Below are 26,635 nucleotides of genomic sequence, written 5' to 3' on the forward strand. Positions count from 1 at the left end.
GCTACCCGTGCAGCCCGCCCTTCACGAGAGCCACGTGCAGGGCAAGGCAGGCGGCCAGGACCTCGGCGCGGCGCTCGGGCGAGCTGCCGGCGGCCTGCTCGACCAGCCCGACCTCGCGGTCGGCCGCGAGCCGGAACGCGCGCAGGTGGCGCCCGCCGAGGCCGTACGCCTCCAGCGCCTTGGCCGAGCGCGCCACCTCCAGGTCGGCGGCCGAGAAGTGACCCGACTCCCCCGGTCGCACCAGGTGGAACGTCTCCAGCTCGGCCACCGCGGTGCCGGTGAGACCCGAGTGCTCGGCCAGCTCGGCGCGGGTCAGCCGCAGCTCGGGCGTCTCCTCGGCCAGCTCGGTCGCGGCCGGGACCGACCGGTCGCTCTCGGCGACGGGCGGTGGCGCCGGCCGACCCTCGGGGGCGATGTCGGGCGCGAGGCCGCGGTCGAAGGCATCGAGCGCCTCGCGGATGACCTTCAGCGGCCAGAACCGGTCGCGCTGGGCGGCCAGCACGAAGCGCAGCCGCTCGATGTCGCGGGGGGTGTACTCGCGGTAGCCGGACTCGCGTCGCTGCGGGGACACCAGCCCCTGGGCGTCGAGGAAGCGCACCTTGGACACGGTGAGGTCGGGGAACTCCTCGCGCAGCTGCTCCAGCACCGCACCGATCGTCAGGCCGCGCCCACCGGGCGAGGTCGGAGCGGTCACGGGGTCTGCTGCGGGCTGCCGTGATAGACGAGGCGGAACTTGCCGACCATGACCTCGTCACCGGTGCGCAGGGTGGCCGAGTCGACCAGCTGCATGTTGACGTAGGTGCCGTTGAGCGAGCCGACGTCCTGCACCTGGAAGCCCTCGGGCGTGCGGCGGAAGATCGCGTGGCGGCGGGAGACCGTGACGTCGTCGAGGAAGATGTCGCTGTCGGGGTGACGACCGGTGCTGACCTCGTCGGAGTCGAGCAGGAAGCGGGCGCCGGTGTTGGGGCCACGCAGCGCGATCAGCAGCGCGGTGCCCGGACGCAGCGCGTCGACGGTCGCCTGGTCGCTCGTGCCGAGCCGAGCCTCGGCCTCGGGCACGAACTCCGGGCTCTCCGGCTCGGTGAACCGAGGCAGCCTCGCCGTCGTGGGGTCGTCCAGATAATCGCCGTTGCTGTCGGACATCGTCCACCTCCCAGTCTTCTGCGCCACCCCGCCTGGGCGGTGGTGGGTCAACGGGGCGACCTCGCGGTCGCCGGTCACCAGTGGCGCCGGGTCGGCGCCGCCGGGGCCGGCCGTGGGTGTCGCGCTCCGGGCGGCGCCGTCGACGGGCGACGGGCACTGCCGGAGGAGCTGCCGCCCCACGCGTGCTCACGTGTGCACGTGCGGCGGTTGCGGGCGCGACCCCGTGGCTGACCTCGGTGCTGTCAGTCTATGCCCCGGCCCTGACAGGCTCGGGACGAATCCACCCTAGGGGGCGAAGGGGTGAGCGGGTGCCTCAGGCGAGCGACGAGCGGTAGGCGTCGGCGTCCATCAGCTCGCCGATCGCCGCGCTGTCGGCGACCGACATCTCGTACATCCAGCCGTCGCCGTAGGGGTCGGAGTTGACCAGCTCGGGCGAGCTCTCGAGGGCGTCGTTGACGGTGGTGACCTCGCCGTCGAGCGGCGAGTACAGGTCGCTCACCGACTTGGTCGACTCGACCTCGCCGCAGGAGTCGCCGGCCGCGACCGTGTCGCCCTTGTTGGGGAGGCTGACGTAGACGACGTCGCCGAGCGCGTCCTGCGCATAGGCGGTGACACCGACGCGAACGATCCCCTCACCCCGGTCGGCGACCCACTCGTGGTCGCTCGTGTAGCGCAGATTCGCGGGGTACTCCAGGTCGCTCATGCGGGTCTCTCTCCTCGTGTCGGACGGGTGGTCGCGCGTCACTGGGGCGCGCTCGGCTGAGCGTAACGAGCCGCTTCGAGCGGTCGCAACGCGCTCACCGTGATCTGCTTCTGCTGCGTCACCGCGGGCTGGGCGCCCAGCTGCTGCATGGTCTCGGTGACGCCGCCCGGGATGGCCATCGCCGTCGCCATGGTGCTGGGGTCGCCGATGGCGAGGATGGTGTACGGCGCGCGCAGCACCTTCCCGTCGGCCACCAGGTTGTTCTGGGCGTCGGTGCCGAACCAGGTCGAGGCCACCACCCGCACGTCACCGATCTGGATCGCCTCGGCTCCCGCGTCGCGCAGCTCCTGCACGGCGTCGAGCAGGTTGGGCGCGCCGACCGCCGCGGCCGGGTCGTTGATGACGATGCGCACGCCCGGCCCGGTGGCCGCGACCGTCCCGGCGAGGATGCCGAGGGTGGTCAGGCGCTCCTGGGCCGCCTTCTGCGCGGCGCCGCCGCTGCCCGAGCGCAGCCCGTCGCGGGTGCGGGTGAGGTCGTTGGCCTCGCGCTGCAGCCGGGTCGACTGGTTGTTGACGTTGCCGAGCACCGCCACGAGGTCGCTCTGCCGCAGGTTCTCCAGGCCGCTGGTGCGCGTCTGTCGCACCTGGGTGACCATCGCGAAGCCCAGCAGCAGCGCGAGCAGGGCGGCCACGACCTTGCCGCGGGTGGCCCGCGGCGACCCGACCCGCGCCATCCGGCGCCACGCCGGGGTGCCGGAGCCGGCCTGGTCCTTGCTCGTGGCCGTCGCGTCGCTCTGGTCCTCCAACGTGGGCTCGGCGGGGTTCTGCTGGTCCTCGCGCGCGGCCTTCGCGTCGCTCTTCTCCTCGCTCATGGTCAGGCCTTGAGGAGGTGTCGACGGATGGCGGCCACGTTGCTGAAGATGCGCAGCCCGAGCACGACGATCACGCCGGTGGACAGCTGCGAGCCGACGCCGAGCTGGTCACCGAGGAAGACGATCAGGGCGGCGACGACGACGTTGGACAGGAACGACACGACGAACACCTTGTCGTCGAAGATCCCGTCCAGCACCGCCCGCAGCGCCCCGAACACCGCGTCGAGCGCGGCGATGACCGCGATCGGCAGGTAGGGCTGCAGCCAGGTCGGCACGTCGGGCTGGACCACCAGCCCGATGAGCAGGCCGAGCACGAGTCCTACGGCGGGGATCACGGGGTCTCCTTGCGGGTCGAGGTGCTGGCGGAGGACGAGGCCGTCGCGGGCGTACGGGGCTTGGCCTGGTAGAGCGCGGCCGCGTCGGCGGCGGGGATGTCGACCTTCTCCGAGACATTAACCTTCACGTCGAGGTCGACCTGGCTGCGGGTGGACTCGAGGTACGACCCGCCCGGCCCGGCGCGGAAGGTGTCCCACAGTCCGGGGGCGCCGATCGCGGAGATGGCGTACGGCCGGGCGAGCGGGCGGTAGTCGACCAGGATCGCCGCGCCGGCGAACCGGATGGCCGACAGCGCGGTGAGCCGGTGCCCGTTGATGCTGATCGCCTCGGCGCCGGCCTGCCACAGCCCGTTGACCAGGATCTGCAGGTCGGTGGAGGTCAGCGTGGCTCCCTCCCCGCTGCCCGCGCGCGGGTCGCTGCCGGCCGCCTCCGCACCGGCGCTGTCGTCGAGGGTGACGACCACGCCCGGGCCGCTGACGGCCACCGCGCCGGCGCTCGCCTCGGTGCGCGAGAGCTGCTCGGCCAGGGTGCTCTCCCCCGGGCTGCCGACCGCCTGCTCCTGGGCGGCCGCGATCTGCGAGCGCAGGCCGGAGATCTGCTTGGCGAGGGTGGCGTTGCCGCGCTGCCGGGACTCGATCTGGGTGATGATCTCCTGCCGCTGCCCGCTCGCCCGCTCCTGCGGCACCCGCAGGGTCTGGGCGGCCACCGCCAGCAGCAGGCCGAGCACGATGCACACGACCAGCAGCAGCGGGCTGCGACCGCCCGTGGCGGCCGGCTCGCCGCGGGCGACCCGGGCGTCGGCGCGGTCCTGGTAGGACCCGTCGAGCGGGTGCTCCATGAGCTCGGTGAGCAGCGCCATGCTCTGCCCCACCGGCGGCCGCGGACGTGGCGATCGACTGGCGGGGCTCACGGGGTGCTCCTGCCCACCCGCCGAGCCGCGCGCACCATGCTGCCGACCTGGTAGGCGTACATCAGGCCGGCGATCCAGTAGAGCCCGGTGCCCCACCACGCGAAGGCCCACCCGATGGGCCGGGCGATCTCGGCGAGGGTGCTGGTGCCTTCGCCGAGCAGCATCAGGGGGAAGGCATAGATGAGGTTGAAGGTTGCCGCCTTGCCGACGAAGTGGACCGGCGGGATCGGGAGCCGGTCGCGGCGCAGCAGCGGGCCCAGCGCCAGCACGAACACGTCGCGGGCGAGCAGCACCACGACCAGCCACCACGGGATGATCGAGCGCACCGCGAGCCCGAACAGGGTCGAGATGATGTAGAGCCGGTCGGCGATCGGGTCGAGCAGCTGCCCGAGGCGGGAGATCAGGCCGTAGCGGCGGGCGATCTTGCCGTCGAGGTAGTCGGTGATGCCGCTGGCCATCAGGACGATCAGCGCGGCGGTGTCGTGCTCGGCGAGGATCAGCCACAGGAAGATCGGGACGCCGACGAGCCGCAGCGCCGACAGCGCGTTCGGGATCGTCCAGACGGCGTGGCTGACGGCAGGCTGGACGTCACCCGTCTCGTGCCTCGCCTGCGTCACGCCTTGATGCTATGGGGTGGACCGGGCGCGGTTCCTGCGGCCCAGCAGGTAACGCGGAAGTAAGCTCGCGGTCGTGTCGAAACACTCCCCTGCCTCCAGCACCGGCCCCAAGCGCGTGCGCGCGCACCACCTGCGGGCGATGAAGGAGCGCGGCGAGAAGATCGTCGCGCTCACCGCCTACGACGCGGTCACCTCCGCCCTGCTCGACGCCGCGGGCGTCGACCTGCTGCTGGTCGGCGACTCGATCGGTAACACGATGCACGGCCACGACACGACCCTGCCGGTGACCGTCGAGGACATGATCCCGGCGGCCCGCGGGGTGGCCCGGGCCGCCGACCGGGCGTTCGTGGTGGTCGACCTGCCGTTCGGCTCCTACGAGTCCGGCCCCGAGCAGGCGCTCGCCACCGCCGTGCGGTTCATGAAGGAGACCGGCGCGCACGGCGTGAAGCTCGAGGGCGGCGAGCGGGTCGTGGAGCAGGTGCGCGCGATCTCCCAGGCCGGCATCCCGGTCGTCGGCCACCTGGGTTACACGCCGCAGTCCGAGCACGCGCTGGGCGGCCCTCGGGTGCAGGGCCGCGACGACGCCGAGCAGCTGCTCGCCGACGCCCGCGCGATCGCCGACGCCGGAGCGATCGCGGTGGTGCTGGAGATGGTGCCGGTGCCCCTCGCGCAGCGGGTGACCGAGGCGCTCGCCGTGCCGACGATCGGCATCGGCGCCGGGCCCGGCTGCGACGGTCAGATCCTGGTGTGGACCGACATGGCCGGGATGGGCGACTGGGCGCCACGGTTCGTGAAGCAGTACGCCCGGCTCGGCGAGGCGCTGCGCGAGGCCGCGCAGACGTACGCCGGGGAGGTGCGCGACGGGAGCTTCCCGGCGGCCGAGCACGGTTTCGACAAGTAGCCGAACGACCGCGAGCGCCGAGACGACGAGACCGGGCCCGGAGGACGTATGCCTCCGGGCCCGGTCTCGTCGTGCGGGGCCGTCGATCAGCCCGCGGCCTCCTCGGCGCGCTCGGCGGCCTCGAGGTTGGCGGCGTCGGGGACGTAGCCCTCGATGTGCCGCTCGTCGGGACCGTTGTACTCCGACAGCGGGCGGATCAGCGCGTTGTCGCCCTGCTGCTCGATGATGTGCGCGGTCCAGCCGGTGATGCGCGAGGCGACGAACAGCGGCGTGAACGTCAGGGTGTCGAAGCCCATGAGGTTGTACGCCGGCCCGGACGGGTAGTCCAGGTTGGGGTAGATCCCCTTGCGGGAGACGAACTCCGACTCGAGGTTGTCGTACAGCGCCGCGACCTCGGGGCGGTCGTAGTGCTCCACGAGGGTGTCGAGCGCCGTCTTCATCGTGGGCACCCGCGAGTCGCCACGCTTGTAGACGCGGTGGCCGAAGCCCATGATCTTGCGCTTCTCGGCGAGCGCCTCGTCCAGCCACGGGGCGACGTTGTCGGCGGTGCCGATCTCGTCGAAGACGTGGAGCACGGCCTCGTTGGCACCGCCGTGCAGCGGGCCCTTGAGGGCGCCGATGGCCCCGACGACGGCCGAGTAGAGGTCGCTGAGGGTCGAGGTGATGACCCGGGCGGTGAACGTCGAGGCGTTGAAGGAGTGCTCGGCGTAGAGGATCATCGAGCGGTTGAACGCGTCGACGACGACCGGGTCGGCCTCCTCGCCGAAGGTCATCCACAGGAAGTTGGCGGCGTAGTCGAGGTCGTCGCGCGGCTCGACCGCCTCCTCCCCGCGGCGCCGGCGCTGGCCGTACGCCACGATCGCCGGCAGCGCGGCGAACAGCCGGACGCTGCGCTCGAGGTTCTCCTCGGGGGTCCCGACGGCGTCGAGCACGTTGGTGATGCCGGCGGTCTCGGTCGCGCCGATGGCCGACACGGCCGTGCGGACCTCGTCCATCGGGTGCGCGCTGGTCGGCAGCAGGTCGATGGCCTGCTTGACCTCGGGGGTCAGCGCCCGGTGGGCGCGCTCGGTGGCGCGCAGGTCGGCGAGCTGCTGTTCGGTCGGGAGCTCGCCGTTCCACATCAGGTAGGCGACCGCCTCGAACGGCTGCGTCGCGGCCAGCTCCTGGACGGGGTAGCCGCGGTAGAGCAGCGAGTTGGTCTCGGGGTTGACCTTGCTGATGGCGGTGTAGTCGACGACGACACCGGCAAGGCCCTTCTTGATGTCAGCCACAGCGGTTCTCCTACCGGTCGATGGTGAAGTTGAAGACGGAGGTGTCGAACTGGTTGTACGCCTCGTAGTCGACGAGGTCGTAGAGGTCGGCGCGGTGCTGCATCTCGTCGAGCTTGGAGCGCAGGTGCCCGTCCTCGTTCAGCGTGTCGAGCGCGCGGCCAGCAGCGCCCATCGCGATGCGCAGCAGCGACACCGGCCAGATGACGATGTTGACGCCGACGTCGCGCAGCTGGTCGACGCTGAACAGCTCGGACTTCCCGAACTCGGTCATGTTGGCGAGGATCGGCACGTCGACCGCCTCGCGCACGGCGGCGAACTCCTCCAGGGTGCGCATCGCCTCCGGGAAGATCGCGTCGGCGCCGGCGTCGACGAGGGCCTTGGCCCGGTCGATCGCCGACGGCAGACCCTCGACGGCCCGGATGTCGGTGCGCGCCATGATCAGGAAGTTGTCGTCGCGCCGCGCGGCGGCGGCCGCCCGGATGCGCTTGAGCGCGGTGTCCTCGTCGACGACGGCCTTGCCGTCGAGGTGACCGCAGCGCTTGGGGTTCTCCTGGTCCTCGATGTGCGCACCGGCCAGGCCGGCGTCCTCGAGGGTCTGGATCGTGCGGGCGACGTTCATCGGCTCGCCGAAGCCGGTGTCCGCGTCGATGATCGCGGGCAGGTCGGTCATCCGGGCGATCTGCGCCCCGCGCCCGGCCACCTCGGTGAGGGTGGTCAGGCCGATGTCGGGCAGGCCGAGGTCCGCGCTGAGCACCGCGCCGGAGATGTAGACGCCCTCGAACCCCTTGCGCTCGATGAGCCGGGCCGACAGCGGGTTGAACGCCCCCGGGAAGCGCAGCAGCTCACCGCTCGCGAGCCGCTCCCGGAAGAGGCGACGCTTCTCGGCAGGGCTGGTGCCGGCGTACAGCATCAGAAGAGTCCCTTCGGGGCAGGCGCCGACTCCAGCAGCTGCTTCGGCGCGACGATGGACAGCTGGCGGACCTCCTCGGCCGTCAGCGACGGGAGCCGCTCGGCCAGGTCCAGGAAGCGCTCGATCTCCTCGGGCGCGAGCACGCCCTCGGCGAGCATCCGGAACTTCGCGACGTAGTTCTCGCGCACGAACGGGCGGGCGCCGAACGGGTGCGCGTCGGCGATGGCGATCTCCTCGACCACCTGCGAACCGTCGGCGAGGGTGATCTCGACGCGACCGCCGAACGCCTTCTCGCGCGGGTCCTCGGAGTGGTAGCGACGGGTCCACTCGGGGTCCTCGTCGGTGGTGATCTTCTGCCACAGCGCGACCGTGTCGGGCCGGCCGGCGCGCTCGGGGGCGTAGGAGTCGACGTGGTGCCAGCCGCCGTCCTGCAGCGCCACCGCGAAGATGTACGGGATCGAGTGGTCGAGCGTCTCGCGGCTGGCGGTGGGGTCGTACTTCTGCGGGTCGCCGCTGCCCGAGCCGATGACGTAGTGCGTGTGGTGGGAGGTGTGCAGCACGATGCTGGTCACCTGCTCGGGGTCGCGCAGCTCGGGGCGCTCGTTGCCGAGGCGACGGGCCAGGTCGATCCAGGCCTGCGCCTGGTACTCCGCCGAGTGCTCCTTGGTGAAGGTGTCCAGGATCGAGCGCTTGGGCTCGCCCTTGGCCGGCAGCGCCACCTCGTAGGAGGCGTCGGGGCCGTCCAGCAGCCAGGCGATGACGCCGTCCTCGCCTTCGTAGATCGGGTTCGGTGAGGTCTCCCCGCGCATGGCGCGGTCGACCGACTCGATCGCCATCTTGCCGGCGAGGGCCGGGGCGTGCGCCTTCCAGGAGGAGATCTCGCCCTTGCGCGACTGGCGGGTCGCGGTCGTGGTGTGCAGCGCCTGGCCGACGGCCTGGTAGATCACCTCGGTCGGCAGGCCGAGCAGGGTGCCGATGCCGGCCGCGGCCGACGGGCCCAGGTGGGCGACGTGGTCGATCTTGTGCTTGTGCAGGCTGACCGTGCGCACCAGGTCGACCTGGATCTCGTAACCGGTGGCGATGCCGCGCACCAGGGCCGCGCCGTCCTTGCCGGCGTGCTGCGCGACGGCGACGATCGGCGGGATGTTGTCGGCCGGGTGGGAGTACTCCGCGGCGAGGAACGTGTCGTGGTAGTCCAGCTCGCGCACGGCGACACCGTTGGCCCAGGCGGCCCACTCGGGGCTGGTCGTGGTCTCCAGGTCGACGCCGAAGATCGTCGAGCCCGCTCCCCCGCGCGAGACGGGGTGGTCGAGGGCCTGGGCGCGCGCCGAGCTGGGAGCGCTGCGGGTGAGCGACGCGGCGGCGACGGCGGCGTTGTCGATGACCCGGTTGATGATCATGTCGACGACCTCGTCGTCGACCTCGACCGGGTCGGACGCCACCTCGGCGATGCGCCAGGCGAGCTGCTCCTCGCGCGGCAGCTCCTCCTCGCTGCGGTAGGTGCGAACGGTGTGGCGGGTGGCCGGCTCGTGGCTGGCGGTGCTGCTCATGTGCTCCTCGTTCTCGTGCGTCGTTGTCGGCGGATCAGGTTGTGCGGCTTGCAGATTCGGGCACTCGGCGTCAGGAGACGCGCGCGGGAGGGGTGTCGGCCTCGGGGTCGGTCGCGCGGATGTTGCGCAGCGCGTTGCTCAGGTGCACATGGGTCGCGTGGGCGGCGAGCTCGCCGTCGCCGTCGAGGATCGCGCGCACGATGGCCAGGTGCTCCGAGGCGGCCTGGGTGAGCCGCTCGTCGGAGCGGCGGGACAGGCGGCGGGCGCGGGCGACGTGCGAGCGCAGGCCCTGCAGGTCGGTCACGAGGTAGGGGTTGCCGACGGCGCTGTCGATGGCGTCGTCGAACCGCTCGACCAGGTCGTAGTAGCCATGCCGGTCGGCGTCGTCGGAGGCGAGCACGTCGGTGACCCGGGAGAACTCGGTCTCCAGCTCGCGGAAGGTCTGCTCGTCGCGCCGGGCCGCGGCCAGGCGCGCGGCGTGGGTCTCGAGCGCGGTGCGCAGCTCGTAAAGGAGAACGACGTCGTCGAGCGAGACCTGGGTGACGACGAGGCCACGGCCGGCCTGCTGCGCCACGAGCCCGTCGGCGGTCAGCCGGGCCAGCGCCTCGCGGACGGGGGTGCGGGAGACGCCGAGGCGGGCAGCCTGCTCGACCTCGCCGAGCACGGTGCCGGGGGTGAGGTCCCAGCCGACGATCTCGGCCTTGAGCGTGGCGTAGGCGCGGTCACTGGCGCGCTCGACGGCCATCGACTCACTCCTCGTATGTATACATCGGCCGCCGACTTCGGCGGCTGCCAGGCTCGAGTATGGCACGGGCCGGTGATCTGTGTATACACAAGGCGGCGCTTCCGTCAGCCCGCGGGCAGGCGACGCGCAGCGGGATCTGGCCAACGGGCGTACGGCTGTCGGTGGCGTGCGCCACGCTGTCACCGGGCGAACCGAGGAGGACGTGATGGGCGTGGACGGGTCGGCATCCGACAAGGCCGGCAGCGGCCCCGGCGCGCTGCGCGGGGCGCGGATCGAGGGGCGCGACCTCACCGGCGCGCGGTTCGTCGGCTGCGACCTGTCGGGAGTCCGGATGCGCGGCGTCGAGGCTCGTGGCCTCACCATCGACTCGCCGTGGCTGCTCGAGGGCGACGACCCGCTGCTCGTCAACGGGGTCGACGTGCGCCCGTTCGTCGACGCCGAGCTGGACCGGCGCTTCCCGGGCCGGGAGCTGCGCGAGGCGTCCGACCCCGCGGGGCTGCGCGACGCCTGGGCCGCGCTCGAACGCACCTGGGCCGGCACCCTCGACCGGGTGGCGGCGATGCCTCCGGGGACGAGCGACGAACGGGTCGACGGCGAGTGGTCGTTCGCCGAGACTCTGCGGCACCTGGTGATGGCCACCGACACCTGGCTCGGTCGGGCCGTGCTCGAGCGGGGGTTCGAGGAGGCCTACCACCCGATCGGGGTCGCGCACGCCGAGTTCGCGGAGGACGGCTATGACCCGGCGATAGTCGCGGAGTCCGCACCGACGTACGCCCGGGTGCTGGAGGTGCGCGCCGACCGGGTCGCGATGGTGCGCGACTTCCTGGGGTCGGTCACGCCGGCCCAGCTGGCGGAGCAGCGGAGGAACCCGTGGGGGCCCGACTACCCCGAGACCGTGCTCTCCTGCCTGCACACGATCCTCGGCGAGGAGTGGGAGCACCATCGCTACGCCGTGCGCGACCTCGACGTGATCGAGCGGCGCGCCTCGGCCGGTTAGCCCGGCCACCACGGGTTGACCCAACCTTTGCCTGGCGTTGTCCTACGCAGGCGCGCGGTGGGCTGGGCTGGGTGTGGCCCTCCCCTCCAATCCCCCGGAGCCGCACCATGATTCGTCCACGCCGACGTACGTCCGCATCGATCGCCGTCGTCGCGGTCGCCGCTCTCGCCTGGTCGGCGCAGCCCGCGTCGGCCGCGCAGATCGGCACCGTCTCCGGTAGCACCGCAGCCGCCCAGCTGAAGAAGGGCATGACCTCGTCGATGACGCCGAGCGCGGCCCGCAGCGCCCTCGGCGGCCTGACCGTCAAGGCGGCCGGCTCGATGACCGGATACAGCCGCGACCTGTTCCCGCACTGGCGCGACGCGAGCACGTGGGGATGGCCGGTCGCCCCCAACGACGCGTGCAACGCGCGCAACGCCGCGCTCTACCGCGACGGGCAGAACGTCACGATGTCGAGCACCTGCACCAACCTCGCCGGCACCTGGATCGACCCGTACTCCGCGAACAAGTTCAACGCCGCGAGCGACATCGACATCGACCACATCGTGCCGCTGGCCAATGCCTGGCGCTCCGGCGCGGCGGGCTGGTCGACCACCCGCAAAACGCAGTACGCCAACGACCCGCTGGTGCTGGTGTCGTCGTGGGACTCGCTCAACCAGGCCAAGGGCGACAAGGGGCCAGAGGCGTGGAAGCCGCCGCTGACCGCGTCGCACTGCCTCTACGCGACCCGGTGGACCTTCACCAAGCAGAAGTACGGTCTGTCGGTGACCTCGGCCGAGAAGTCGGCCCTGACCAACATGTTGGGACCCTGCTGATGCGACAGAAGATGACCGCCCCGGTCGGCGGCGTGATGACCGACGAGGTCGGCGCGGTGACCGGCGACCTCGAGGTGTGGCTCGAGGACAAGACCGTGCGCACGACGTACGCCGGCTCGACCGACACCTACACGGTCACCGGATCCCCGCTCACCGAGGAGGCGTCGCTGGAGCAGGTGGTCGGCCACCTGCGACGCGACCCCGGCGCCGACGAGTCGGGCAACGCCCGATCGGTGGACGTGCGCGACCTCGGCGTGCAGATCTGAGTTACGCCGCCGCTTCGCCTGCGGACGGCGAGCGGTTCAGCCGAACCGCTCGCCGGTCTGCGGGTCGTAGAGCCGCAGCCCCAGGGGCGACAACGCGTCGATGATGGCGTTCATCTGCTCCCCCTCCGCGCTGTAGCCGGTGATCTCGACCATCTGCTCGCCGACGTAGACGTCGAACGCCGGGTCCTCGTCGACGACCGGGCCTGGCGGGAAGAGGAAGTTGCCCTCCCGACGCCAGTCGGGCAGCGACCCGAGCGCGGTCTCGACGTCGCCCGAGCTGACTTCGTCCACGCCGTCGAGGCGTCGGCCTTCGTTCATGGTCTCGTACGACTGCTGCGGGTCGAGGGCGTCGCCGCCGCTCCAGAACGCCAGGCTGTAGCTCATGACCCCAGCCTGCCCGCGGCGGCTGCCCCGCGCGAGGTCCGGCAGGTGAGCTGTCGGGTGGGCGCGCACTCCATTCGTTGACCTCAACCGTCGTTGAGGTTCTAGCGTCATTCGCGACGTGGCCGGGGACGAGAGGCGGGGGCAGATGCGGCGACCGGAGTGGCACCAGGCCGAGCTCACCGTCGGTGAGGTCGCCACCCGATCTGGCGTCGCCGTGTCCGCGCTGCACTTCTACGAGCGGCAGGGCCTGATCACCAGCACCCGCACGGCCGGCAACCAGCGCCGGTTCCGGCGGGACGTCCTGCGCCGGGTCGCGCTGATCCAGATCGCCCAGCAGCTCGGGATCCCGCTGGCCGACCTGCGCGACCAGCTGGAGACCCTGCCCCCGGACCGTGCACCGACGCGGCAGGACTGGGAGCGGCTGACCGCCGGCTGGCAGTCCGAGCTGGACGCCCGCATCGAACGGCTGCAGCAGCTGCGCAACCGGTTCACCGACTGCGTCGGCTGCGGCTGCCTGTCCATCGACCGCTGCCTGCTCGCGAACCAGAACGACCGCCTCGGCAAGCACGGCAGCGGGCCGCGCCGGCTGCTCGGTGACACGTGATCGCTTGACCTCAACAGAAGTTGAGGTGCTGGAGTCCTGGTGCGGGGCGCGTGCCCCGCTCGTCGAAAGGACTCCGAGATGACCCCATCGTCCGGCACCACAGCAGCAGACCCCGCCACCGACGTACGCTCTCGCGCCCCCGCCCGACTCACGCTGCCCGTCGTCCTGGTCGGGGTCGGTCTCGTGGCGACCTCGATCTCGGGCACGGCGATCGCGCTGCCGGACATCGGCCGCGACCTGAACGCCTCTGGCTCGGCGCTGAGCTGGGTCGTGGCCGGTTACAACCTGGCGTTCGCCGCGATGACCCTCGTGGCCGGAGCCGCGGCCGACCGTGCGGGCCGACGCCGGGTCTTCACCGCCTCGGCGGCGGTGTTCGCCCTCGCCTTCCTGGCATCGGGCGTCGCGCCGTCGATCCTGGTTCTCGACGTCGCCAGGATCGTCTCGGGCGTCGGTGGCGCAGGGATCATGGCTGCGGGCGGCGCACTGCTGGCCTCCGTCTACGACGGCGCGGCCCGCAACCGCGCGTTCGCCTTCATGGGGACCATGGCCGGGGTCGGGATCGCTCTCGGTCCGACCATGACCGGAGCTCTCGTGACGCTGACCGGGTGGCGTGGGAGCTTCGCGGTGTTCGCCGCGGTGGGCGGGCTCGTTGCCCTCGGTGCCCGGCGGCTGGCGGAGTCCCGGGACCCCAGCAGCAGCACGGACTGGGCGGGAAGCGTCTTGTTCGTGGTGGCGCTGACCGCGTTCATGTTCGGCCTGCTCGAGGCCCCCGCGCTCGGCTGGACCCACCCGGCGACACTCGTCGTGCTCCTCCTCGGAGCGGTCGCCGCGACGGCGTTCGGGGTGGTGCAGCGGCGCAGCGAGGCCCCGGTCCTGGCCCCCGAGCTGCTCGCTGATCGCGGCTTCATGGGCTGGTGCCTCGCCACGCTGACGACGTCGGTGGGGTTCCTCGGCGCACTCGTGTTCCTGCCGACGTATCTCCAGGCCGCCGCAGGCCACTCCCCCGCGACCGCGGGGCTGGTGATGCTGCTGCTCACCGCTCCGGTGCTCGTGGCCCCGATCGCAGCAGCCACGCTGGTGAACCGCGGGGTGCCGGCCCGGTGGCTCATCACGATCGCCCTGGTGTGCGTCGTCGCGGGAAACTTCGGTCTGCTGCTCCTGGCCCCCGAGGCGACCATCGCCCGGGTCGCGGCGCCCTTGCTGCTGATCGGGATCGGCATGGGCGCGTCGTTCGGGATCACCGACGGTCAGGCCATGTCGCTTGTCCCGGCCCGCCTCGTCGGCACCGCGGCAGGCTTCCTCAACACCCTGCGCGGGGCGGCCGAGGCGCTCGTGATCGCCGCCTTCAGCGCTGCGCTGCTCGGCCTTCTCACGCGCGAGCTGGGTGCACCGGAGAGGGCTGCGCAGGTCGCGTCCGGCAGGCTCGCCCCGGTCCAGGACCCCGCCCGGGCGGCGGAGCTGGAGGCGTTCACCAGCTCCTGGCACCTCACCCAGATCGGCGTCGGTGTGGTGTGCCTCGTGCTGTCCGTGGTCGTCGTGATGCTCCTCGCGTCCGCCGGTGGCCGCCAGCGGGCGGAGCGGTAACGCGATGTGTCGGAAGGCTCACCGGGAGCACCGGGGCTGCAGCACTGGGCCGGGCGCCTGGCGCGGCTCGCTCAGAAGTCGCGGGCACTCTCGCCGGGCCTCGTGGCGCCGCTGATGCGGCCCAGGTGCACCCGGCGGGTCAGCCGGATCGCCGGCCGAGCGAGGAAAAGGAAGGAGCCGACCACGAAGCACCACGTCGCGGGGTACATCGTCGACTGCCAGAAGAACATGATGCTGCCGACGACGAACAGCAGTCCCGCGAGGAAGTCGTTGGTGATCGATACGACCTCGTAGATGCCGCGGATGCGCAGCTCTTCGTGGCCGACGGTCAGCGTGACGTCGCGCCCGGGTCCGGTGTGGGTCTGCATCGGTGTGCTCTGCTCCTGTCGTCGTGCGTACGACATCGACAACACCACCCGGCGACCGGCGCCCTCCCGCGGTCGCGGGTGTCCTGCGTCACAGCAGGAGTGCCCGCAGAACGCCGCGACGACCAGCCACGAACCCCGAAATGACGAACACCCGGACCCACGCATCCGTGGGTCCGGGTGTCCGCGATGTCCTGAGACATCACATGGTCGGGCTGACAGGATTTGAACCTGCGACCCCTTGACCCCCAGTCAAGTGCGCTACCAAACTGCGCCACAGCCCGATGCCCCGAGTGACGGTCGGGACCGCCGTTCAGGGCGACCTGAACCTTAGCGCAGCGCCTGCCGTCTCAACGAATCGGGGCCGGTCGCGTGGGGCCGCGCCGCGCCCGACGTACGTCCGTCAGCGCCGACGCTTCTCGCGCACCCGCACGGCGAGCTCGATGGGCGTGCCGTCGAACCCGAACTCCTCGCGGAGCCGCCGCTCCAGGAACCGGCGGTAGCCCGCCTCGATGAAGCCGGAGGCGAAGATCACGAACTTCGGCGGCCGGGTCGAGGCCTGCGTCGCGAACAGGATGCGCGGCTGCTTGCCGCCGCGCACCGGGTGCGGGTGCGCCGCGACGATCTCGCCGAAGAAGGCGTTGAGCCTGCCGGTGGGGATGCGCTCGTCCCAGGAGTCCAGCGCGGTCTCCAGGGCCGGCACGAGCCGGTCGACGTGCCGCCCGGTGCGCGCCGAGACGTTGACCCGCGGCGCCCAGGTGACCCGCTCCAGCTCGCGCTCGATCTCGCGCTCGAGGTAGTAGCGGCGCTCCTCGTCGAGCCTGTCCCACTTGTTGAAGGCGATGACCAGCGCGCGCCCGGCGTCGATGACCTGCTGCACGACCCGGATGTCCTGCTCGGCGATCGGCTCCTCGACGTCGATGAGCACGACGGCGACCTCGGCCTTCTCCAGCGCGGCCTGCGTGCGCAGCGAGGCGTAGAAGTCGGCGCCGCGGGTCTGGTGCACGCGCCGGCGGATGCCCGCGGTGTCGACGAAGCGCCAGGTCTTGCCGCCGAGCTCGATCAGCTCGTCGACCGGGTCACGGGTCGTGCCGGCGACGTCGTCGACGACCACCCGGTCGTCGCCGGCGAGCTTGTTCAGCAGCGACGACTTGCCGACGTTGGGCCGGCCGAGCAGCGCGACCCGGCGTGGGCCGCCGCGGGCGTACGCCCCGCCGACCGCGGACTTCTCGGGCAGCACGTCCAGCAGCGCGTCGAGCGCGTCGCCACTGCCCCGGCCGTGCAGCGCGGAGACGGGGTAGGGCTCGCCGAGCCCCAGCGACCACAGCATCGCGGCGTCGGCCTCGGTGCGCTGGTCGTCGACCTTGTTGGCGACCAGGATCACCGGCTTCTTCGAGCGGCGCAGCAGCTTCACGACGGCCTCGTCGGTGTCGGTCGCGCCGACCCGCGCGTCGACGACGAACAGCACGGCATCGGCCAGCTCGACCGCCACCTCGGCCTGCTCGGCGACCCGCAGGTGGATGCCCTGCGCGTCGACCTCCCAGCCGCCGGTGTCGACGAGTGTGAAGTGGCGGCCGGACCACTCGGCGTCGTAGGCCACCCGGTCACGGGTCACCCCGGGCACGTCCTCAACGACCGCCTCGCGACGACCGAGGACGCGGTTGACCAGGGTCGACTTGCCCACGTTGGGCCGTCCGACGACAGCCACGACAGGGCGTACGTCCGCGCCGGCGCCGTCGTCGAGGTCACCGGCGTCGGCGTCGAGCAGCGAACGGTCCTCCTCGCTCAGCTCGAACTCGTCGAGGCCGACGCGCAGGGCGTGCTCGACCGCGGCCTCGTCGGCGTCGGTCGCGGGTGCGGCGGGGTCGTGCTCGGTCACGTCGTTCCTCGAGTCGTGGCGGGCGTGCGGGAAGCCGCCATTGTCGCGCACCGCGACCGTGCGACGGGAATCGGATTCGCCGGCGTCAGCGCAGCGACGGCGGCGGGGTGTCGCCCGGCAGCGCGAGACCGGTGGCGGCGACGGCGGCACGCACGTGCTCGGCCAGCCCGGTGCGCAGCGTCTCGGTCGCGCGGCGCATCCGCTCGCGGCCGGGGCCGCCCAGGTCGTCGTCGATCCGGAACGGCTCGCCGAAGACCACCTCCATCCGGCTGCGCAGCCGCGGCCACGAGTCGCGCCCGCCCCCGGTGGTGCGGGTGCCGAGGCTCGCCACCGGCAGCACCTGCGCCTTGGCCTGCAGCGCGAGGAACGCCGCACCCTGCTCGGCCTGCTCCACCTGCCCGCTGCCGCGGGTGCCCTCGGGGAAGACGCCCACCGCTCCCCCGCGCGCCAGCACGGCCCGCGCGGCGGCCAGCGCCTCGCGGTCGCCGGTGGCCTGCGAGATGGGGATCTGACCGGTGCCGCGCAGCAGCACCCCGAACGGCGTCTCGAAGTAGGAGCGCTTGACCAGGAAGTGCAGCGGCCGCGGGAAGGTGCAGTAGATCAGCGGCCCGTCGAGGAACCCCGAGTGGTTGGACACCACCACGAGCGGGCCGTCCGCAGGGACGCGGTCGACGCCGGAGCGGCGGACGGCGTACAGCGTGGGGGCGAGCACCCGGCCGAGCCGACGCCCGGCGGCGGCGCGACGCTCGCTCGGCGCCGTCACCTCAGCCCGCGCGGACACCGGCCCGCACCACGTCGAGCACCGCCTGGACCGACTGCTCGAAGTCGAGGTCGGAGGTGTCGACCGTGACGACCCCGTCGGCGGCGACCGAGAACTGCGAGACCGTCGAGTCCTTCGCGTCGCGGGCCACGACCTGCTCGCGGGTGCGCTCCAGCGAGGAGTCGTCGTCGCTGCCGTGCAGCTCCTTCGAGCGACGCGCCAGGCGCGCGGCCTCGGACGCGGTGAGCAGGATCCGCACGTCGGCGTCGGGCGCGACGACGGTGGTGATGTCACGGCCCTCGGCCACGACTCCCCCTGTGGCAGAAGCGATCTCGCCGATCAGCACGCGCTGACGCTGCTTCATGTCGGCGCGCACGGCGAGGTTGGTGGCGACGGCCGAGACCGCTTCGGAGATGCGCGTCTCGCGGATGGCGAGGTCGACCGCGGTGCCGTCGACCGTGATCGCGGGCGCCTGCGGGTCGTGGCTCATGACGAGCGGCAGCTCGCGCGACGCGACGGCCACCGCGTCCTGGTCGGACAGGTCGAGACCGCGCTCCAGGCACCACCAGGTGAGCGCGCGATACATCGCGCCGGTGTCGAGGTAGCCCACCTCGAGGCGGGTCGCGACCGCGCGCGAGACCGACGACTTGCCCGACCCGGACGGCCCGTCGATCGCCACCACGACCTGCTCGTCGGCGGTGCGGGAGGCGGCGGCGGGGTCGTCGATCACGGCCGTCATGCTAGCGATCGGCGCCGGGCCGACCGCACCGCATCGGGCGAACTCCGTTGACCTGGTGCGCCGCTCGCCGCAGGATCGAACGGTGCCGCCTGGCGATCCGTCCCAGAGCGTCGTGGTGCTCGTCGAGGGCGAGAGCGACGCGGTGGTCGTACGCCATCTGCTGGCCGCGCAGGACGCGCTCGACGCCGTCGCGGTCCTGCCGATGGGCGGGATCACCAACGTCGACCGCTGGCTGGCCCGCACCGCCGGGCGCGCCGGCGCCGGTCTCTACGACGCGGCCGAGCGCCGGTTCGTCACCCGGGCGCTGCGCCGGCGCGGGGTGCGGCTCGAACCTGGCGCGAGCCTGGTCGAGCACGGCTTCTTCGAGTGCGACGCCGACCTGGAGGACGAGCTGATCCGCGCGCTCGGCCCGGCGCAGGTGGTCGAGGCGCTCGACGCGATCGGCGACGGCGCCCGGTTCGAGACGTTCGTGCACCAACCGCAGTGGCGCGACCGGCCGATCGGCGACCAGCTGCACCGCTTCGCCGGGTCCGGCTCGGGCCGCAAGGCGCTGCTCGCCGAGCAGCTCGCCCGTCGTCTCACCCCCGCGACGACCCCGGCACCGCTCTCCGGCGTTGTCGCCCACGCCCTGGCGCTGGTGGGCGCCCGCACGGCCTGAGGCCGCCCTCGGCCGCGCCGTCTCTAGGAGTGCAGCCGCCAGCCGGCGGCGGTGAGCGCCTCCTGCAGCGGCTCGAGCGCGGCCGGGAGCACCATCAGCTCGGCCAGGCCGACCTGGGCGCCGACGGCGTGCTCGATGCGCAGGTCCTCCAGGTTGATCCCCGCGTCCCCCACGTCGGCGAACAGCTGGGCCAGCTGGCGAGGACGGTCGGGCAGCACGACGATGACCGAGGCGTACGCCGTCGGCGGCGCGCCGTGCTTGCCCGGCAGCCGCGCGTGGCCGGTCTGGCCGTCGGCGATGGTCTGGGCGAGCACCCCGCGCGCCCCCGTCGCGGCGTTCTCCCCCTCGCAGATCGCCCGGACGGCGGAGCGGACCCGGTCGAGGTCGTCGGCCACCGCGTCGAGCACCGGCAGCAGGTTGGCCGCGTTGCCCGCCAGGATCTGGGTCCACAGCAGCGGGTCGGACGCGGCGATGCGGGTCACGTCGCGCACGCCCGGGCCGGCCAGACCGACCGCGTCGTCGGGCAGGTCGCGCAGCCGCGCCGCCACCAGGCTGGCCGCCACCTGGGGCAGGTGCGACACCGCCGCGACCGCCAGGTCGTGCTCCGCCGCAGGCATCGTGACGACGGAAGCCCCTGCGGCGCGGGCGATCTCGTCGATCGAGGCACGCGCTCGGTCGGCCGTCGTCTCGTGCGGGCAGAGCACCCACGTGCGCCCCTCGAACAGGTCGGCGCGCGCGGCGACCGCCCCCGAGCGCTCGCGTCCGGCCATCGGGTGCGACCCGACGTAGCGAGCCAGGGCGTCGCCGCCGACGGCCTCGCGCAGCTCCTCGAGCACCGTCTGCTTCACCGACGCCACGTCGGTGACGACCGCGTCGGGCTGGTCGCGCAGCTGCTGAGCGACCACGCTCGCGGCCACGTCGGGGGGCGTCGCGACGACGACCACGTCCGCCGGGTCGTCGCCCACCTCACCGGCCCCCAGGTCGCGCGCCAGCGCCACCGACGTCGGCGACGTGTCGTGCAGCTGCACGCGAAAACCCTTGGCGGACAAGGCCATTCCGATCGACGTGCCGAGCAGTCCCGTGCCGACGACGCGGACGGTCGTCACAGGCCGGCCGCCTTGTAGAGGCTGTCGATCTCGCGGCTGCTCAGCGGGCGCATCTTGCCCTGGCGCAGCTCGCCGAGGTGCACGGCGCCGACGTCGGTGCGCACCAGCGACTCCACCGGGTGGCCGACCGCCTCGAGCATGCGGCGCACGACGTGCTTGCGCCCCTCGTGCAGCACCACCTGCACCATCGCGTGGCCCGGCTGGGAGTCGACGATCTTGAACGAGTCGACCCGCACCGGCCCGTCCTCCAGCTCGACGCCCGCCCGCAGCTGCTTGCCGAGGTCGCGCGGGATCGGCCCGGGCACGACCGCGAGATACGTCTTGGGCACGCCGTACGACGGGTGCTGGAGCCGGTTGGCCAGCTCGCCGTCGTTGGTGAGCAGGAGCAGGCCGCTGGTGTCGACGTCGAGCCGCCCGACGTGGAACAGCCGGTCCTTGCGCTGCTCGAGGTAGTCACCGACCGAGGGCCGGTCGAGCTCGTCGTGCATCGTCGAGACGACGCCGAGCGGCTTGTTGAACGCCAGGTAGACCTTGGAGTCGTCGAGCTGCACCCGCTCGCCGTCGACGTGCACGACCTGCGTGGTCGGGTCGATGCGCACGCCGAGCTCGGTGACGACCTGACCGTCCACCTGCACGCGACCCTCGGTGATCAGCACCTCGCAGGCCCGCCGCGAGCCGACGCCCGCGGACGCGAGGAGCTTCTGCAGACGTACGCCGTCGGGCTGGTGCACGTCGACGCGCTCGCTGCGCGGGGTGCGCTGCGCAGCCGCCGCGCGCGGGCGCCCGCCGCGCTGCGGACCCTGCCCCGACCGGCCACCGCCGGAGCGCTGCTGCTTGCCTGCGGCCGCCTTGCGGCCTCGTGGAGTGCTCATGCCTGCCCCTGCTCGATCAGCTCGTCGATGACATCGGCGTCGGGCAGGTAGGGCGCCAGCGGAGGCAGCTCCTCCAGCGACCCGAGCCCGATGCGTTGGAGGAACAGCGGCGTGGTGCCGTAGAGCATCGCGCCGCCCTCGGTGTCCTGCCCCAGCTCGTGGATCAGCCCCCGCGTGAGCAGGGTGCGGATCACGCCGTCGACGTTGACGCCGCGCACCGCGCTGACCCGCGACCGCGAGATGGGCTGCCGGTAGGCGATGACCGCCAGCGTCTCCAGCGACGCCTGCGTCAGCCGCGCCTGCTGCCCGTCGAGCAGGAACTTCTCGACCACCGGTGCGAAGTCGGAGCGGCTGTAGACGCGCCACCCGTCGTTGATGCTGCGGATCGCGAATCCCCGCTGCTGCTCGTCGTACTCGCGCTCCAGGTCGCTGAGGTGGGTGCGCACGTCCTCCACGGACAGCTCCAGCGCGCTCGCCAGCTCGTCGGCGGTCACCGGCTGGTCGACCACCATGAGCACGGCCTCGATGGCGCTGCGTGCGCCGCCCGGGAAGTCGCTGACGTCGAAGGCGATCTGCTCCGGCTCGGCCTCGGCCGCCTCAGCCGCCTCGGGCACGACGTCGGGCTGCGGCGGTTCGGGCTGGGGTTCAGTCTGCGGGTCGTCGCTCACGCGCGTCCTCCTCATCGGGGGTTCCCTCGTCCGGGATGTCCTGGTCGGGGATGTCCTGGTCCGGGATGTCCTCGTCGAACTCGTCGGTGATCTCGACCTGGCCGGCCTCGTCGCCGGTCCAGCGCACGGTCAGCTCCCCGAGCGCCTCCGGCTGGTTGAAGCCGATCGCCGCCTCCTTGAACAGCTCGAGCAGCGCGAGGAATCGGGCGACGATGACCAGGGTGGAGTCGGCGTCGGCGACCAGGTCGCGGAACGAGGCGGTGCGCCGCTCGCGCAGCCGTTCGACGACCAGCGCCGCCTGCTCGCGCACGCTGACCTGGGCGGCGTGCAGGTGCGCGAGGCCGACGGTCGGTTCGGGCCGCGGCGTCATGGCCCGCGCCGCGATCATCGCGAGCTGCTCGGGCGTGACGTTGATGATCAGCTCGGGCAGCAGCCCGGCGAACTGCTCCTCGAGCCCGGCCTGCCGGGCGGTCATCCGCCCGTGCGTGGCCATCCGCTCGCCGATCCAGGCCGCCGACTCCTTGAACGCGCGGTACTGCAGGAGCCGCGCGAACAGCAGGTCGCGCGCCTCGATGAGCTCCAGGTCGTCCTCGTCGTCGGGGCCGGAGGTCGGCAGCAGCCGGTGCGCCTTCAGCTCCAGCAGCGTCGAGGCGACGAGCAGGAACTCCGAGGCCTGCCCGAGGTCCCAGTCGCTGTGCTGCTCCTGCGCCTCGCGGATGTGCGCGATGAACTCGTCGGTGACCTTGGCCAGCGCGATCTCGGTGACGTCGAGCTTGTGCTTGGAGATCAGCCCGAGCAGCAGGTCGAACGGGCCGGAGAAGACGTCCAGGTGCACCTCGAACGGCGCGTCCGCGGCGCGCCGGGTCAGCACGCCGCCGGGAGCCTCGGGCTGCGCGGACGCCGGCGCAGCGTCGGCGCCCGGCGCCGACGCCTCGGGGGCGACGACGGCCTCGTCGGCGCTCATCGCCGTCAGGCCGCCCCACCGCGCGAGATGAGCTCGCGCGCGAGCTGGCGATAGGCCTCGGCCGCGCCGTGCGTCGAGGCGTACGTCGTGATGGGCTCGGCCGCGAGGGTCGCGTCGGGGAACTTCACCGTGCGCGTGATCACCGTGTGGAACACGGTGTCGCCGAAGTGGTCGACCACGCTGCGCACGACGTCGCGACTGTGCAGGGTGCGCCCGTCGTACATCGTCGCGAGGATGCCGTCCATCTGCAGGCGGGGGTTGAGCCGGTCGGTGACCTTCTCGATGGTCTCGACCAGCAGGGCGACGCCGCGCATCGCGAAGAACTCGCACTCCAGCGGGATGATCACGCCGTGCGAGGCGGTCAGCGCGTTGACCGTGAGCAGGCCGAGCGAGGGCTGGCAGTCGATGAGGACGACGTCGTAGTCGTCGAGCACCGGGCGCAGCACCCGGGACAGCACCATCTCGCGGGCGACCTCGCCGACGAGCTGGACCTCGGCCGCGGACAGGTCGATGTTGGCCGGCAGCACGTCCAGGCCCGGGGTGGCCGTGGGGCGGATGACGTCCTTGATGTCGTGCGAGCGCTCGACGAGCAGGTTGTAGACGGTGACGTCGAGCTCGTGCGCCTTGACGCCGAGGCCCACCGACAGCGCGCCCTGCGGGTCGAAGTCGACCAGTAGCACCTTGCGGCCGTACTCGGCCAGGGCCGCACCCAGGTTGATCGTGCTGGTGGTCTTGCCGACCCCGCCCTTCTGGTTGCACATCGAGATGACCCGGGCCGGGCCGTGCGAGGCGAGTGCGGGGGGAGGCGGGAAGGCGGGCAGCGGTCGCCCCGTGGGGCCGAGCTGTCCCTTGCCTGCGGACTCGGTGCCGGGCAGTCGCTGGTGCGACTCGCCCGCAGATGCCTGCGATGTCACGCGTTTCACTCCCGCCTGCCGACGTTCGGCGTCTCGCCGATCGCGGCCCAACCTAACGCACGTCACCGAGCGCGCGGAGGGGCGGGCGCACCTGCGCGCGCGGGCAGCGCGGCCGGCCCCGGCGTCACCGCGCGCGCGGATGAGCGGCGGCGAACACCTCGCGCAGCTGGTGGACCGAGACCATCGTGTAGATCTGCGTCGTGGTCACCGACGCGTGGCCGAGCAGCTCCTGCACCACCCGCACGTCCGCCCCGCCGTCGAGCAGGTGCGTCGCGAACGAGTGGCGCAGTGTGTGCGGGCTGACGTGCCCCGCGAGGTCGGCCCGGTCGGCGGCGTGCTGGATCACCGTCCAGGCGCTCTGCCGGGAGAGCCGGCCGCCGCGTTGGTTGAGGAACAGCGCCGGTGTGCCCTTCCCCGCCGCGGCCAGGGCCGGCCGCCCCCGCACGAGGTAGGCGGTCACCGCCTCGGCCGCGTAGCTGCCGAGCGGCAGCACCCGCTCCTTGTCGCCCTTGCCGAGCACGCGCACCGACCGCTCCCCCAGGTCGACGTCGTCCACGTCGAGGCCGACGGCCTCGCTCACCCGGGCGCCGATGCCGTACAGCACCTCCAGCAGGGCGCGGTCGCGCAGCGACGCGGGGGTGTCGCCGACGCTCGCCGCCGACAGCAGCCGCTCGACCTGGTCCAGCGGGATCGCCTTGGGGAGCCGGCGCGGCGGCGTCGGCGGTTGTACGGCCCCGGCCACGTCGGCGGTCACGTCACCCTCGAGCGCGAGGAACCGGTGCCAGCCGCGCACGGCGACCACGGCCCGGGCCGCGGAGCTGGCCGCGAGCGGTGGGTGCTCCTCGTCGCCCTCGCGCAGCCAGGCCAGGAAGCCGGTGACGTGCGCCTCGGTGACGTCGGCCGGCTCGCGCACGCCGGCCCGGTCGAGATAGGTGAGGTATCGCCGGGCGTCGCGCTCGTAGGCCCGCAGCGTGTGCGGCGACATGCCCCGCTCGACCCGCAGGTGGTCCAGCCACCCGCGGACGGCGCGCTCGAGAGGGGTCGTCGGCATCCCGCCATTGTGACCGGCCCGGGGCCGGCTCCCCACAGCTGTGCCGGTTCCGCTGGCGGCGCCACCCCGGCGCTGACAGCCTTTGCCCATGCTCGGAGGTCTCACGTTCTACGCCGACCAGCCCGCGCGGCGAACCCGCCAGGTCGTCGGCGACCTGCTCGTCCCGGTCTGGGTCGCGCTGTGGGTCTGGGTCGGCACGACGGTGCACGCCCGGTCGGCCGCGGCCGGTCAGGGCGCCGCCAAGCTGGAGACCGCCGGCGGCGACTTCGCCGGCAGCATGACCGACGCCGGCTCGCGGCTGCAGCGGGTGCCGGTGGTCGGCGAGGAGCTGCGCCCACCGTTCGACCGGGCGGCCACGGCGGGCTCCACCGTGCAGCAGGCCGGCCGCGACATCCAGACCGGCACCGACCAGCTCGGCCAGCTGCTCGGGCTGCTGACCGCCGCGCTGCCGATCCTGCTCGTCCTGTCGTTCTGGGCGCTGGCTCGCTGGCGCTACGCCCAGCGGGTGCGGCTCGCCCGGGCGATCGAGGCGTACGACGGGCCGGACGTCGCGCCCATCAAGGCCGTCGCGGGTCTGGACCTGGCCTCGCTGGGGCTCAACCCGCGCGTGGCGGGGCCGGTCGATCAGCCTCCGGTGGATCAGCCTCCGGTCGAGCCGCAGCCGCCGGCGGACCCGCCGACGGGCGGGTTCACGCCTCCGGCGTCACCAGAGCCGCGGTGAGGTCCTCGGCGGGCGGGGACCAGACGTCGCGGTCGGCGTCGACCTGCTCGCCGGACCGGATGTCCTTGACCGCGTCGCCGCCGGCCTCGCCCGCGCCGGGGAACCACACGTAAGGGATACCGCGGCGGTCGGCGAACCGGATCTGCTTGCCGAACTTGGCAGCCTTCGGCGAGACCAGGGTCGGGACGCCGCGACGCCGCAGGGCGGCGGCGATGCGCATCGACTCGGCGCGCGAGTCCTCGTCGTTCACCGCGACGAGCACCGCGACCGGGGTCTCGCGGTCGGCGACCAACCCCTGCTCCCCCACGAGGAGTCCGAGCAGGCGGGAGATGCCGATCGAGATGCCGACCCCGGGGAAGGTGCGCTTGCCGTCGGAGGCGAGGGCGTCGTACCGCCCGCCGCCGCCGATCGAGGGGGTGCCCTCGGGGGCGTCGACGAGGCGGATCTCGTAGACCGTGCCGGTGTAGTAGTCCAGGCCGCGGGCGATCATCAGGTCGGCGAGCAGCAGGCCGGGCGCGTGCTCGGCCGCGGCGGCCATCACCTGCGCCAGCTGGTCGAGCCCCTCGTCGAGCGTGGGGTGGCTGACGCCGAGCGCCCGCACCTGGTCGACGAAACCGGTGTCGTCCGTACGCACGGTCGCGAGGGCGAGGCACTGGTCGGCCTGCTCGGCGGTGAGCCCGGCGTCGGCGAGCAGCCGCTCGCGCACGGCCTCCGGGGGCAGCTTGTCGAGCTTGTCGACGATGCGCAGCACGGTGGTGACGTCGTCGATCCCGAGCCCGCGGTAGAACCCCTCGGGGATCTTGCGGTTGTTCACGTGGATGCGGAACTCCCCGACCGGGAGCCGGGAGAAGGCGTCGGCGACGACGAGCGGGATCTCGACCTCGTAGTGGAACGGCAGGTCGCCGCTGTCCACGATGTCGATGTCGGCCTGCACGAACTCGCGGTAGCGCAGCCGCTGGGGTCGCTCGCCCCGCCACGCGGGCTGGATCTGGTAGCGCCGGAACGGGAAGGTCAGGTGCCCGGCGTTCTCGAGCACGTAGCGCGCGAACGGGACGGTGAGGTCGAAGTGCAGCCCCATGCCGGGCTCGCCGTCCTCGTCGGTGGCGGCCAGCCGGCGTACGCCGTAGATCTCCTTGTCGGCGTCCTCACCCTGCCCGCCGAGCCGGTCGACGGGCTCGACCGCCCGGGTGCGGATCGAGGCGAAGCCGTGCAGCTCGAACACCTCGCGCAGGGTGTCGGTGAAGCGCTGCTCGACGATCCGCTGCGCGGGCAGCCACTCCTGGAAGCCGCTCAGCGGGGTGACCTTGCTGGCCATCGTGTCTGGTGTTCC

Annotated in this window: 31 protein-coding genes and 1 tRNA gene; 8 read left to right on the plus strand and 24 right to left on the minus strand. The window is 72.7% G+C overall.

Annotated features, from left to right (window positions below):
• Position 1: 1 nt before the first annotated feature.
• The 7 genes from ftsR to clsA all read right to left on the minus strand — a co-directional run bounded on the left by ftsR (position 2) and on the right by clsA (position 4,581).
• On the minus strand, positions 2-694 hold the full coding sequence (gene ftsR / locus FB554_RS06330; RefSeq protein WP_236022306.1) for a transcriptional regulator FtsR: 693 nt from the start codon (positions 692-694) through the stop codon (positions 2-4).
• A complete protein-coding gene (locus FB554_RS06335; RefSeq protein ID WP_142005199.1) occupies positions 691-1,143 on the minus strand; it encodes an FHA domain-containing protein in 453 nt (150 codons plus the stop codon). Before FB554_RS06335 ends, ftsR begins: the two co-directional genes overlap by 4 nt.
• Positions 1,144-1,456: 313 nt before the next feature.
• The gene (gene gcvH / locus FB554_RS06340) at positions 1,457-1,846 is read right to left on the minus strand and encodes a glycine cleavage system protein GcvH (protein ID WP_142005200.1); all 390 of its coding nucleotides are present in this window, start codon (positions 1,844-1,846) and stop codon (positions 1,457-1,459) included.
• A gap of 38 nt (positions 1,847-1,884) precedes the next feature.
• Positions 1,885-2,718, minus strand: coding sequence for a DUF881 domain-containing protein (locus FB554_RS06345; protein ID WP_142005201.1), 834 nt, complete (start codon positions 2,716-2,718; stop codon positions 1,885-1,887).
• Between the two features lie 2 nt (positions 2,719-2,720).
• A complete protein-coding gene (locus tag FB554_RS06350; protein WP_142005202.1) occupies positions 2,721-3,053 on the minus strand; it encodes a small basic family protein in 333 nt (110 codons plus the stop codon).
• Complete coding sequence (locus FB554_RS06355; protein ID WP_142005203.1) at positions 3,050-3,964, minus strand: DUF881 domain-containing protein; 915 nt, start codon at positions 3,962-3,964, stop codon at positions 3,050-3,052. Before FB554_RS06355 ends, FB554_RS06350 begins: the two co-directional genes overlap by 4 nt.
• Complete coding sequence (clsA, locus tag FB554_RS06360) at positions 3,961-4,581, minus strand: cardiolipin synthase ClsA (protein ID WP_142005204.1); 621 nt, start codon at positions 4,579-4,581, stop codon at positions 3,961-3,963. The genes FB554_RS06355 and clsA overlap by 4 nt, the downstream gene beginning before the upstream one ends.
• Before the next feature lie 73 nt (positions 4,582-4,654).
• On the opposite strand from clsA, the gene panB reads away from it, so the two are divergent.
• Positions 4,655-5,482 carry a 3-methyl-2-oxobutanoate hydroxymethyltransferase gene (gene panB, locus FB554_RS06365; protein WP_211344541.1) on the plus strand — a complete coding sequence of 276 codons (828 nt, stop codon included), beginning with the start codon at positions 4,655-4,657 and terminating at the stop codon, positions 5,480-5,482.
• 86 nt (positions 5,483-5,568) lie between these two features.
• Here the strand turns inward: panB and FB554_RS06370 are convergent, their stop codons facing one another.
• From FB554_RS06370 to FB554_RS06385, 4 genes are all read right to left on the minus strand, one after another.
• Entirely contained in the window at positions 5,569-6,753 is a 1,185-nt protein-coding gene (locus tag FB554_RS06370) for a bifunctional 2-methylcitrate synthase/citrate synthase (RefSeq protein ID WP_142005205.1), read from the minus strand.
• 10 nt (positions 6,754-6,763) lie between these two features.
• A complete protein-coding gene (gene prpB / locus FB554_RS06375) occupies positions 6,764-7,663 on the minus strand; it encodes a methylisocitrate lyase (protein ID WP_142005206.1) in 900 nt (299 codons plus the stop codon).
• Positions 7,663-9,213 (minus strand): MmgE/PrpD family protein, encoded by a 1,551-nt coding sequence (locus FB554_RS06380; protein WP_142005207.1) that lies wholly within the window; start codon positions 9,211-9,213, stop codon positions 7,663-7,665. The genes prpB and FB554_RS06380 overlap by 1 nt, the downstream gene beginning before the upstream one ends.
• A gap of 70 nt (positions 9,214-9,283) precedes the next feature.
• Positions 9,284-9,958 (minus strand): GntR family transcriptional regulator, encoded by a 675-nt coding sequence (locus FB554_RS06385; protein ID WP_142005208.1) that lies wholly within the window; start codon positions 9,956-9,958, stop codon positions 9,284-9,286.
• A gap of 205 nt (positions 9,959-10,163) precedes the next feature.
• On the opposite strand from FB554_RS06385, the gene FB554_RS06390 reads away from it, so the two are divergent.
• The 3 genes from FB554_RS06390 to FB554_RS06400 all read left to right on the plus strand — a co-directional run bounded on the left by FB554_RS06390 (position 10,164) and on the right by FB554_RS06400 (position 12,036).
• On the plus strand, positions 10,164-10,955 hold the full coding sequence (locus FB554_RS06390; RefSeq protein ID WP_142005209.1) for a DinB family protein: 792 nt from the start codon (positions 10,164-10,166) through the stop codon (positions 10,953-10,955).
• A 107-nt stretch (positions 10,956-11,062) separates the two neighbouring features.
• Positions 11,063-11,770, plus strand: coding sequence for an HNH endonuclease family protein (locus FB554_RS06395; protein ID WP_142005210.1), 708 nt, complete (start codon positions 11,063-11,065; stop codon positions 11,768-11,770).
• Positions 11,770-12,036, plus strand: coding sequence for a hypothetical protein (locus FB554_RS06400; protein WP_142005211.1), 267 nt, complete (start codon positions 11,770-11,772; stop codon positions 12,034-12,036). The genes FB554_RS06395 and FB554_RS06400 overlap by 1 nt, the downstream gene beginning before the upstream one ends.
• 36 nt (positions 12,037-12,072) lie before the next feature.
• Here the strand turns inward: FB554_RS06400 and FB554_RS06405 are convergent, their stop codons facing one another.
• Complete coding sequence (locus FB554_RS06405) at positions 12,073-12,420, minus strand: hypothetical protein (protein ID WP_142005212.1); 348 nt, start codon at positions 12,418-12,420, stop codon at positions 12,073-12,075.
• Between the two features lie 145 nt (positions 12,421-12,565).
• Between FB554_RS06405 and soxR the strand changes: the two genes are divergently transcribed.
• Positions 12,566-13,024: a redox-sensitive transcriptional activator SoxR gene (soxR, locus tag FB554_RS06410; protein ID WP_142005213.1), complete on the plus strand. Its 459-nt coding sequence runs from the start codon at positions 12,566-12,568 to the stop codon at positions 13,022-13,024.
• A 78-nt stretch (positions 13,025-13,102) separates the two neighbouring features.
• Positions 13,103-14,608, plus strand: coding sequence for an MFS transporter (locus FB554_RS06415; protein WP_142005214.1), 1,506 nt, complete (start codon positions 13,103-13,105; stop codon positions 14,606-14,608).
• A gap of 71 nt (positions 14,609-14,679) precedes the next feature.
• Here FB554_RS06415 and FB554_RS06420 read toward each other — a convergent pair whose 3' ends face one another.
• From FB554_RS06420 to cmk, 5 genes are all read right to left on the minus strand, one after another.
• Entirely contained in the window at positions 14,680-14,976 is a 297-nt protein-coding gene (locus FB554_RS06420; RefSeq protein ID WP_142005215.1) for a YrhK family protein, read from the minus strand.
• A 204-nt stretch (positions 14,977-15,180) separates the two neighbouring features.
• Positions 15,181-15,257: transfer RNA gene (locus FB554_RS06425), tRNA-Pro, on the minus strand.
• A 119-nt stretch (positions 15,258-15,376) separates the two neighbouring features.
• A complete protein-coding gene (gene der, locus FB554_RS06430; RefSeq protein WP_236022307.1) occupies positions 15,377-16,852 on the minus strand; it encodes a ribosome biogenesis GTPase Der in 1,476 nt (491 codons plus the stop codon).
• An 85-nt stretch (positions 16,853-16,937) separates the two neighbouring features.
• Positions 16,938-17,633 (minus strand): lysophospholipid acyltransferase family protein, encoded by a 696-nt coding sequence (locus FB554_RS06435; protein WP_236022308.1) that lies wholly within the window; start codon positions 17,631-17,633, stop codon positions 16,938-16,940.
• The gene (gene cmk, locus FB554_RS06440; protein ID WP_142005217.1) at positions 17,617-18,351 is read right to left on the minus strand and encodes a (d)CMP kinase; all 735 of its coding nucleotides are present in this window, start codon (positions 18,349-18,351) and stop codon (positions 17,617-17,619) included. Before cmk ends, FB554_RS06435 begins: the two co-directional genes overlap by 17 nt.
• Before the next feature lie 82 nt (positions 18,352-18,433).
• Between cmk and FB554_RS06445 the strand changes: the two genes are divergently transcribed.
• Positions 18,434-19,009, plus strand: coding sequence for a toprim domain-containing protein (locus FB554_RS06445; protein ID WP_142005218.1), 576 nt, complete (start codon positions 18,434-18,436; stop codon positions 19,007-19,009).
• A gap of 23 nt (positions 19,010-19,032) precedes the next feature.
• On the opposite strand, the gene FB554_RS06450 is transcribed toward FB554_RS06445, so the two are convergent.
• The 6 genes from FB554_RS06450 to xerD all read right to left on the minus strand — a co-directional run bounded on the left by FB554_RS06450 (position 19,033) and on the right by xerD (position 24,584).
• Entirely contained in the window at positions 19,033-20,115 is a 1,083-nt protein-coding gene (locus tag FB554_RS06450; protein WP_142005219.1) for a prephenate dehydrogenase, read from the minus strand.
• Positions 20,112-20,987 (minus strand): pseudouridine synthase, encoded by an 876-nt coding sequence (locus FB554_RS06455; protein WP_142005220.1) that lies wholly within the window; start codon positions 20,985-20,987, stop codon positions 20,112-20,114. Before FB554_RS06455 ends, FB554_RS06450 begins: the two co-directional genes overlap by 4 nt.
• A complete protein-coding gene (scpB, locus tag FB554_RS06460) occupies positions 20,984-21,655 on the minus strand; it encodes an SMC-Scp complex subunit ScpB (protein WP_420809464.1) in 672 nt (223 codons plus the stop codon). Before scpB ends, FB554_RS06455 begins: the two co-directional genes overlap by 4 nt.
• Entirely contained in the window at positions 21,633-22,619 is a 987-nt protein-coding gene (locus FB554_RS06465; RefSeq protein ID WP_142005222.1) for a segregation and condensation protein A, read from the minus strand. Before FB554_RS06465 ends, scpB begins: the two co-directional genes overlap by 23 nt.
• 5 nt (positions 22,620-22,624) lie before the next feature.
• A complete protein-coding gene (locus FB554_RS06470; RefSeq protein WP_392426072.1) occupies positions 22,625-23,533 on the minus strand; it encodes a ParA family protein in 909 nt (302 codons plus the stop codon).
• 124 nt (positions 23,534-23,657) lie between these two features.
• Positions 23,658-24,584: a site-specific tyrosine recombinase XerD gene (gene xerD / locus FB554_RS06475; RefSeq protein ID WP_142005223.1), complete on the minus strand. Its 927-nt coding sequence runs from the start codon at positions 24,582-24,584 to the stop codon at positions 23,658-23,660.
• Positions 24,585-24,672: 88 nt separating this feature from the next.
• On the opposite strand from xerD, the gene FB554_RS06480 reads away from it, so the two are divergent.
• Entirely contained in the window at positions 24,673-25,305 is a 633-nt protein-coding gene (locus tag FB554_RS06480; RefSeq protein WP_142005224.1) for a hypothetical protein, read from the plus strand.
• Here FB554_RS06480 and hisS read toward each other — a convergent pair.
• On the minus strand, positions 25,274-26,620 hold the full coding sequence (gene hisS, locus FB554_RS06485) for a histidine--tRNA ligase (protein WP_142005225.1): 1,347 nt from the start codon (positions 26,618-26,620) through the stop codon (positions 25,274-25,276). The two genes, FB554_RS06480 and hisS, sit on opposite strands and share 32 nt — an antisense overlap.
• Positions 26,621-26,635: the final 15 nt, after the last annotated feature.

Origin of the sequence: Barrientosiimonas humi (assembly GCF_006716095.1) — a bacterium.
Classification (GTDB): domain Bacteria; phylum Actinomycetota; class Actinomycetes; order Actinomycetales; family Dermatophilaceae; genus Barrientosiimonas; species Barrientosiimonas humi.

Excerpts from the sequence above, each read along its gene's own strand:
- cmk (WP_142005217.1), bottom strand. The coding sequence starts at position 18,351 with ATGACGGCCGTGATCGACGACCCCGCCGCCGCCTCCCGCACCGCCGAC.
- FB554_RS06390 (WP_142005209.1), top strand. The coding sequence starts at position 10,164 with ATGGGCGTGGACGGGTCGGCATCCGACAAGGCCGGCAGCGGCCCCGGC.
- FB554_RS06400 (WP_142005211.1), top strand. The coding sequence starts at position 11,770 with ATGCGACAGAAGATGACCGCCCCGGTCGGCGGCGTGATGACCGACGAG.
- FB554_RS06465 (WP_142005222.1), bottom strand. The coding sequence starts at position 22,619 with ATGAGCGCCGACGAGGCCGTCGTCGCCCCCGAGGCGTCGGCGCCGGGC.
- hisS (WP_142005225.1), bottom strand. The coding sequence starts at position 26,620 with ATGGCCAGCAAGGTCACCCCGCTGAGCGGCTTCCAGGAGTGGCTGCCC.
- prpB (WP_142005206.1), bottom strand. The coding sequence starts at position 7,663 with ATGCTGTACGCCGGCACCAGCCCTGCCGAGAAGCGTCGCCTCTTCCGG.
- FB554_RS06385 (WP_142005208.1), bottom strand. The coding sequence starts at position 9,958 with ATGGCCGTCGAGCGCGCCAGTGACCGCGCCTACGCCACGCTCAAGGCC.
- FB554_RS06380 (WP_142005207.1), bottom strand. The coding sequence starts at position 9,213 with ATGAGCAGCACCGCCAGCCACGAGCCGGCCACCCGCCACACCGTTCGC.
- FB554_RS06480 (WP_142005224.1), top strand. The coding sequence starts at position 24,673 with ATGCTCGGAGGTCTCACGTTCTACGCCGACCAGCCCGCGCGGCGAACC.
- FB554_RS06395 (WP_142005210.1), top strand. The coding sequence starts at position 11,063 with ATGATTCGTCCACGCCGACGTACGTCCGCATCGATCGCCGTCGTCGCG.
- gcvH (WP_142005200.1), bottom strand. The coding sequence starts at position 1,846 with ATGAGCGACCTGGAGTACCCCGCGAATCTGCGCTACACGAGCGACCAC.
- soxR (WP_142005213.1), top strand. The coding sequence starts at position 12,566 with ATGCGGCGACCGGAGTGGCACCAGGCCGAGCTCACCGTCGGTGAGGTC.
- FB554_RS06420 (WP_142005215.1), bottom strand. The coding sequence starts at position 14,976 with ATGCAGACCCACACCGGACCCGGGCGCGACGTCACGCTGACCGTCGGC.
- FB554_RS06455 (WP_142005220.1), bottom strand. The coding sequence starts at position 20,987 with ATGAGCACTCCACGAGGCCGCAAGGCGGCCGCAGGCAAGCAGCAGCGC.
- FB554_RS06335 (WP_142005199.1), bottom strand. The coding sequence starts at position 1,143 with ATGTCCGACAGCAACGGCGATTATCTGGACGACCCCACGACGGCGAGG.
- FB554_RS06405 (WP_142005212.1), bottom strand. The coding sequence starts at position 12,420 with ATGAGCTACAGCCTGGCGTTCTGGAGCGGCGGCGACGCCCTCGACCCG.
- FB554_RS06415 (WP_142005214.1), top strand. The coding sequence starts at position 13,103 with ATGACCCCATCGTCCGGCACCACAGCAGCAGACCCCGCCACCGACGTA.
- xerD (WP_142005223.1), bottom strand. The coding sequence starts at position 24,584 with ATGCCGACGACCCCTCTCGAGCGCGCCGTCCGCGGGTGGCTGGACCAC.
- FB554_RS06345 (WP_142005201.1), bottom strand. The coding sequence starts at position 2,718 with ATGAGCGAGGAGAAGAGCGACGCGAAGGCCGCGCGCGAGGACCAGCAG.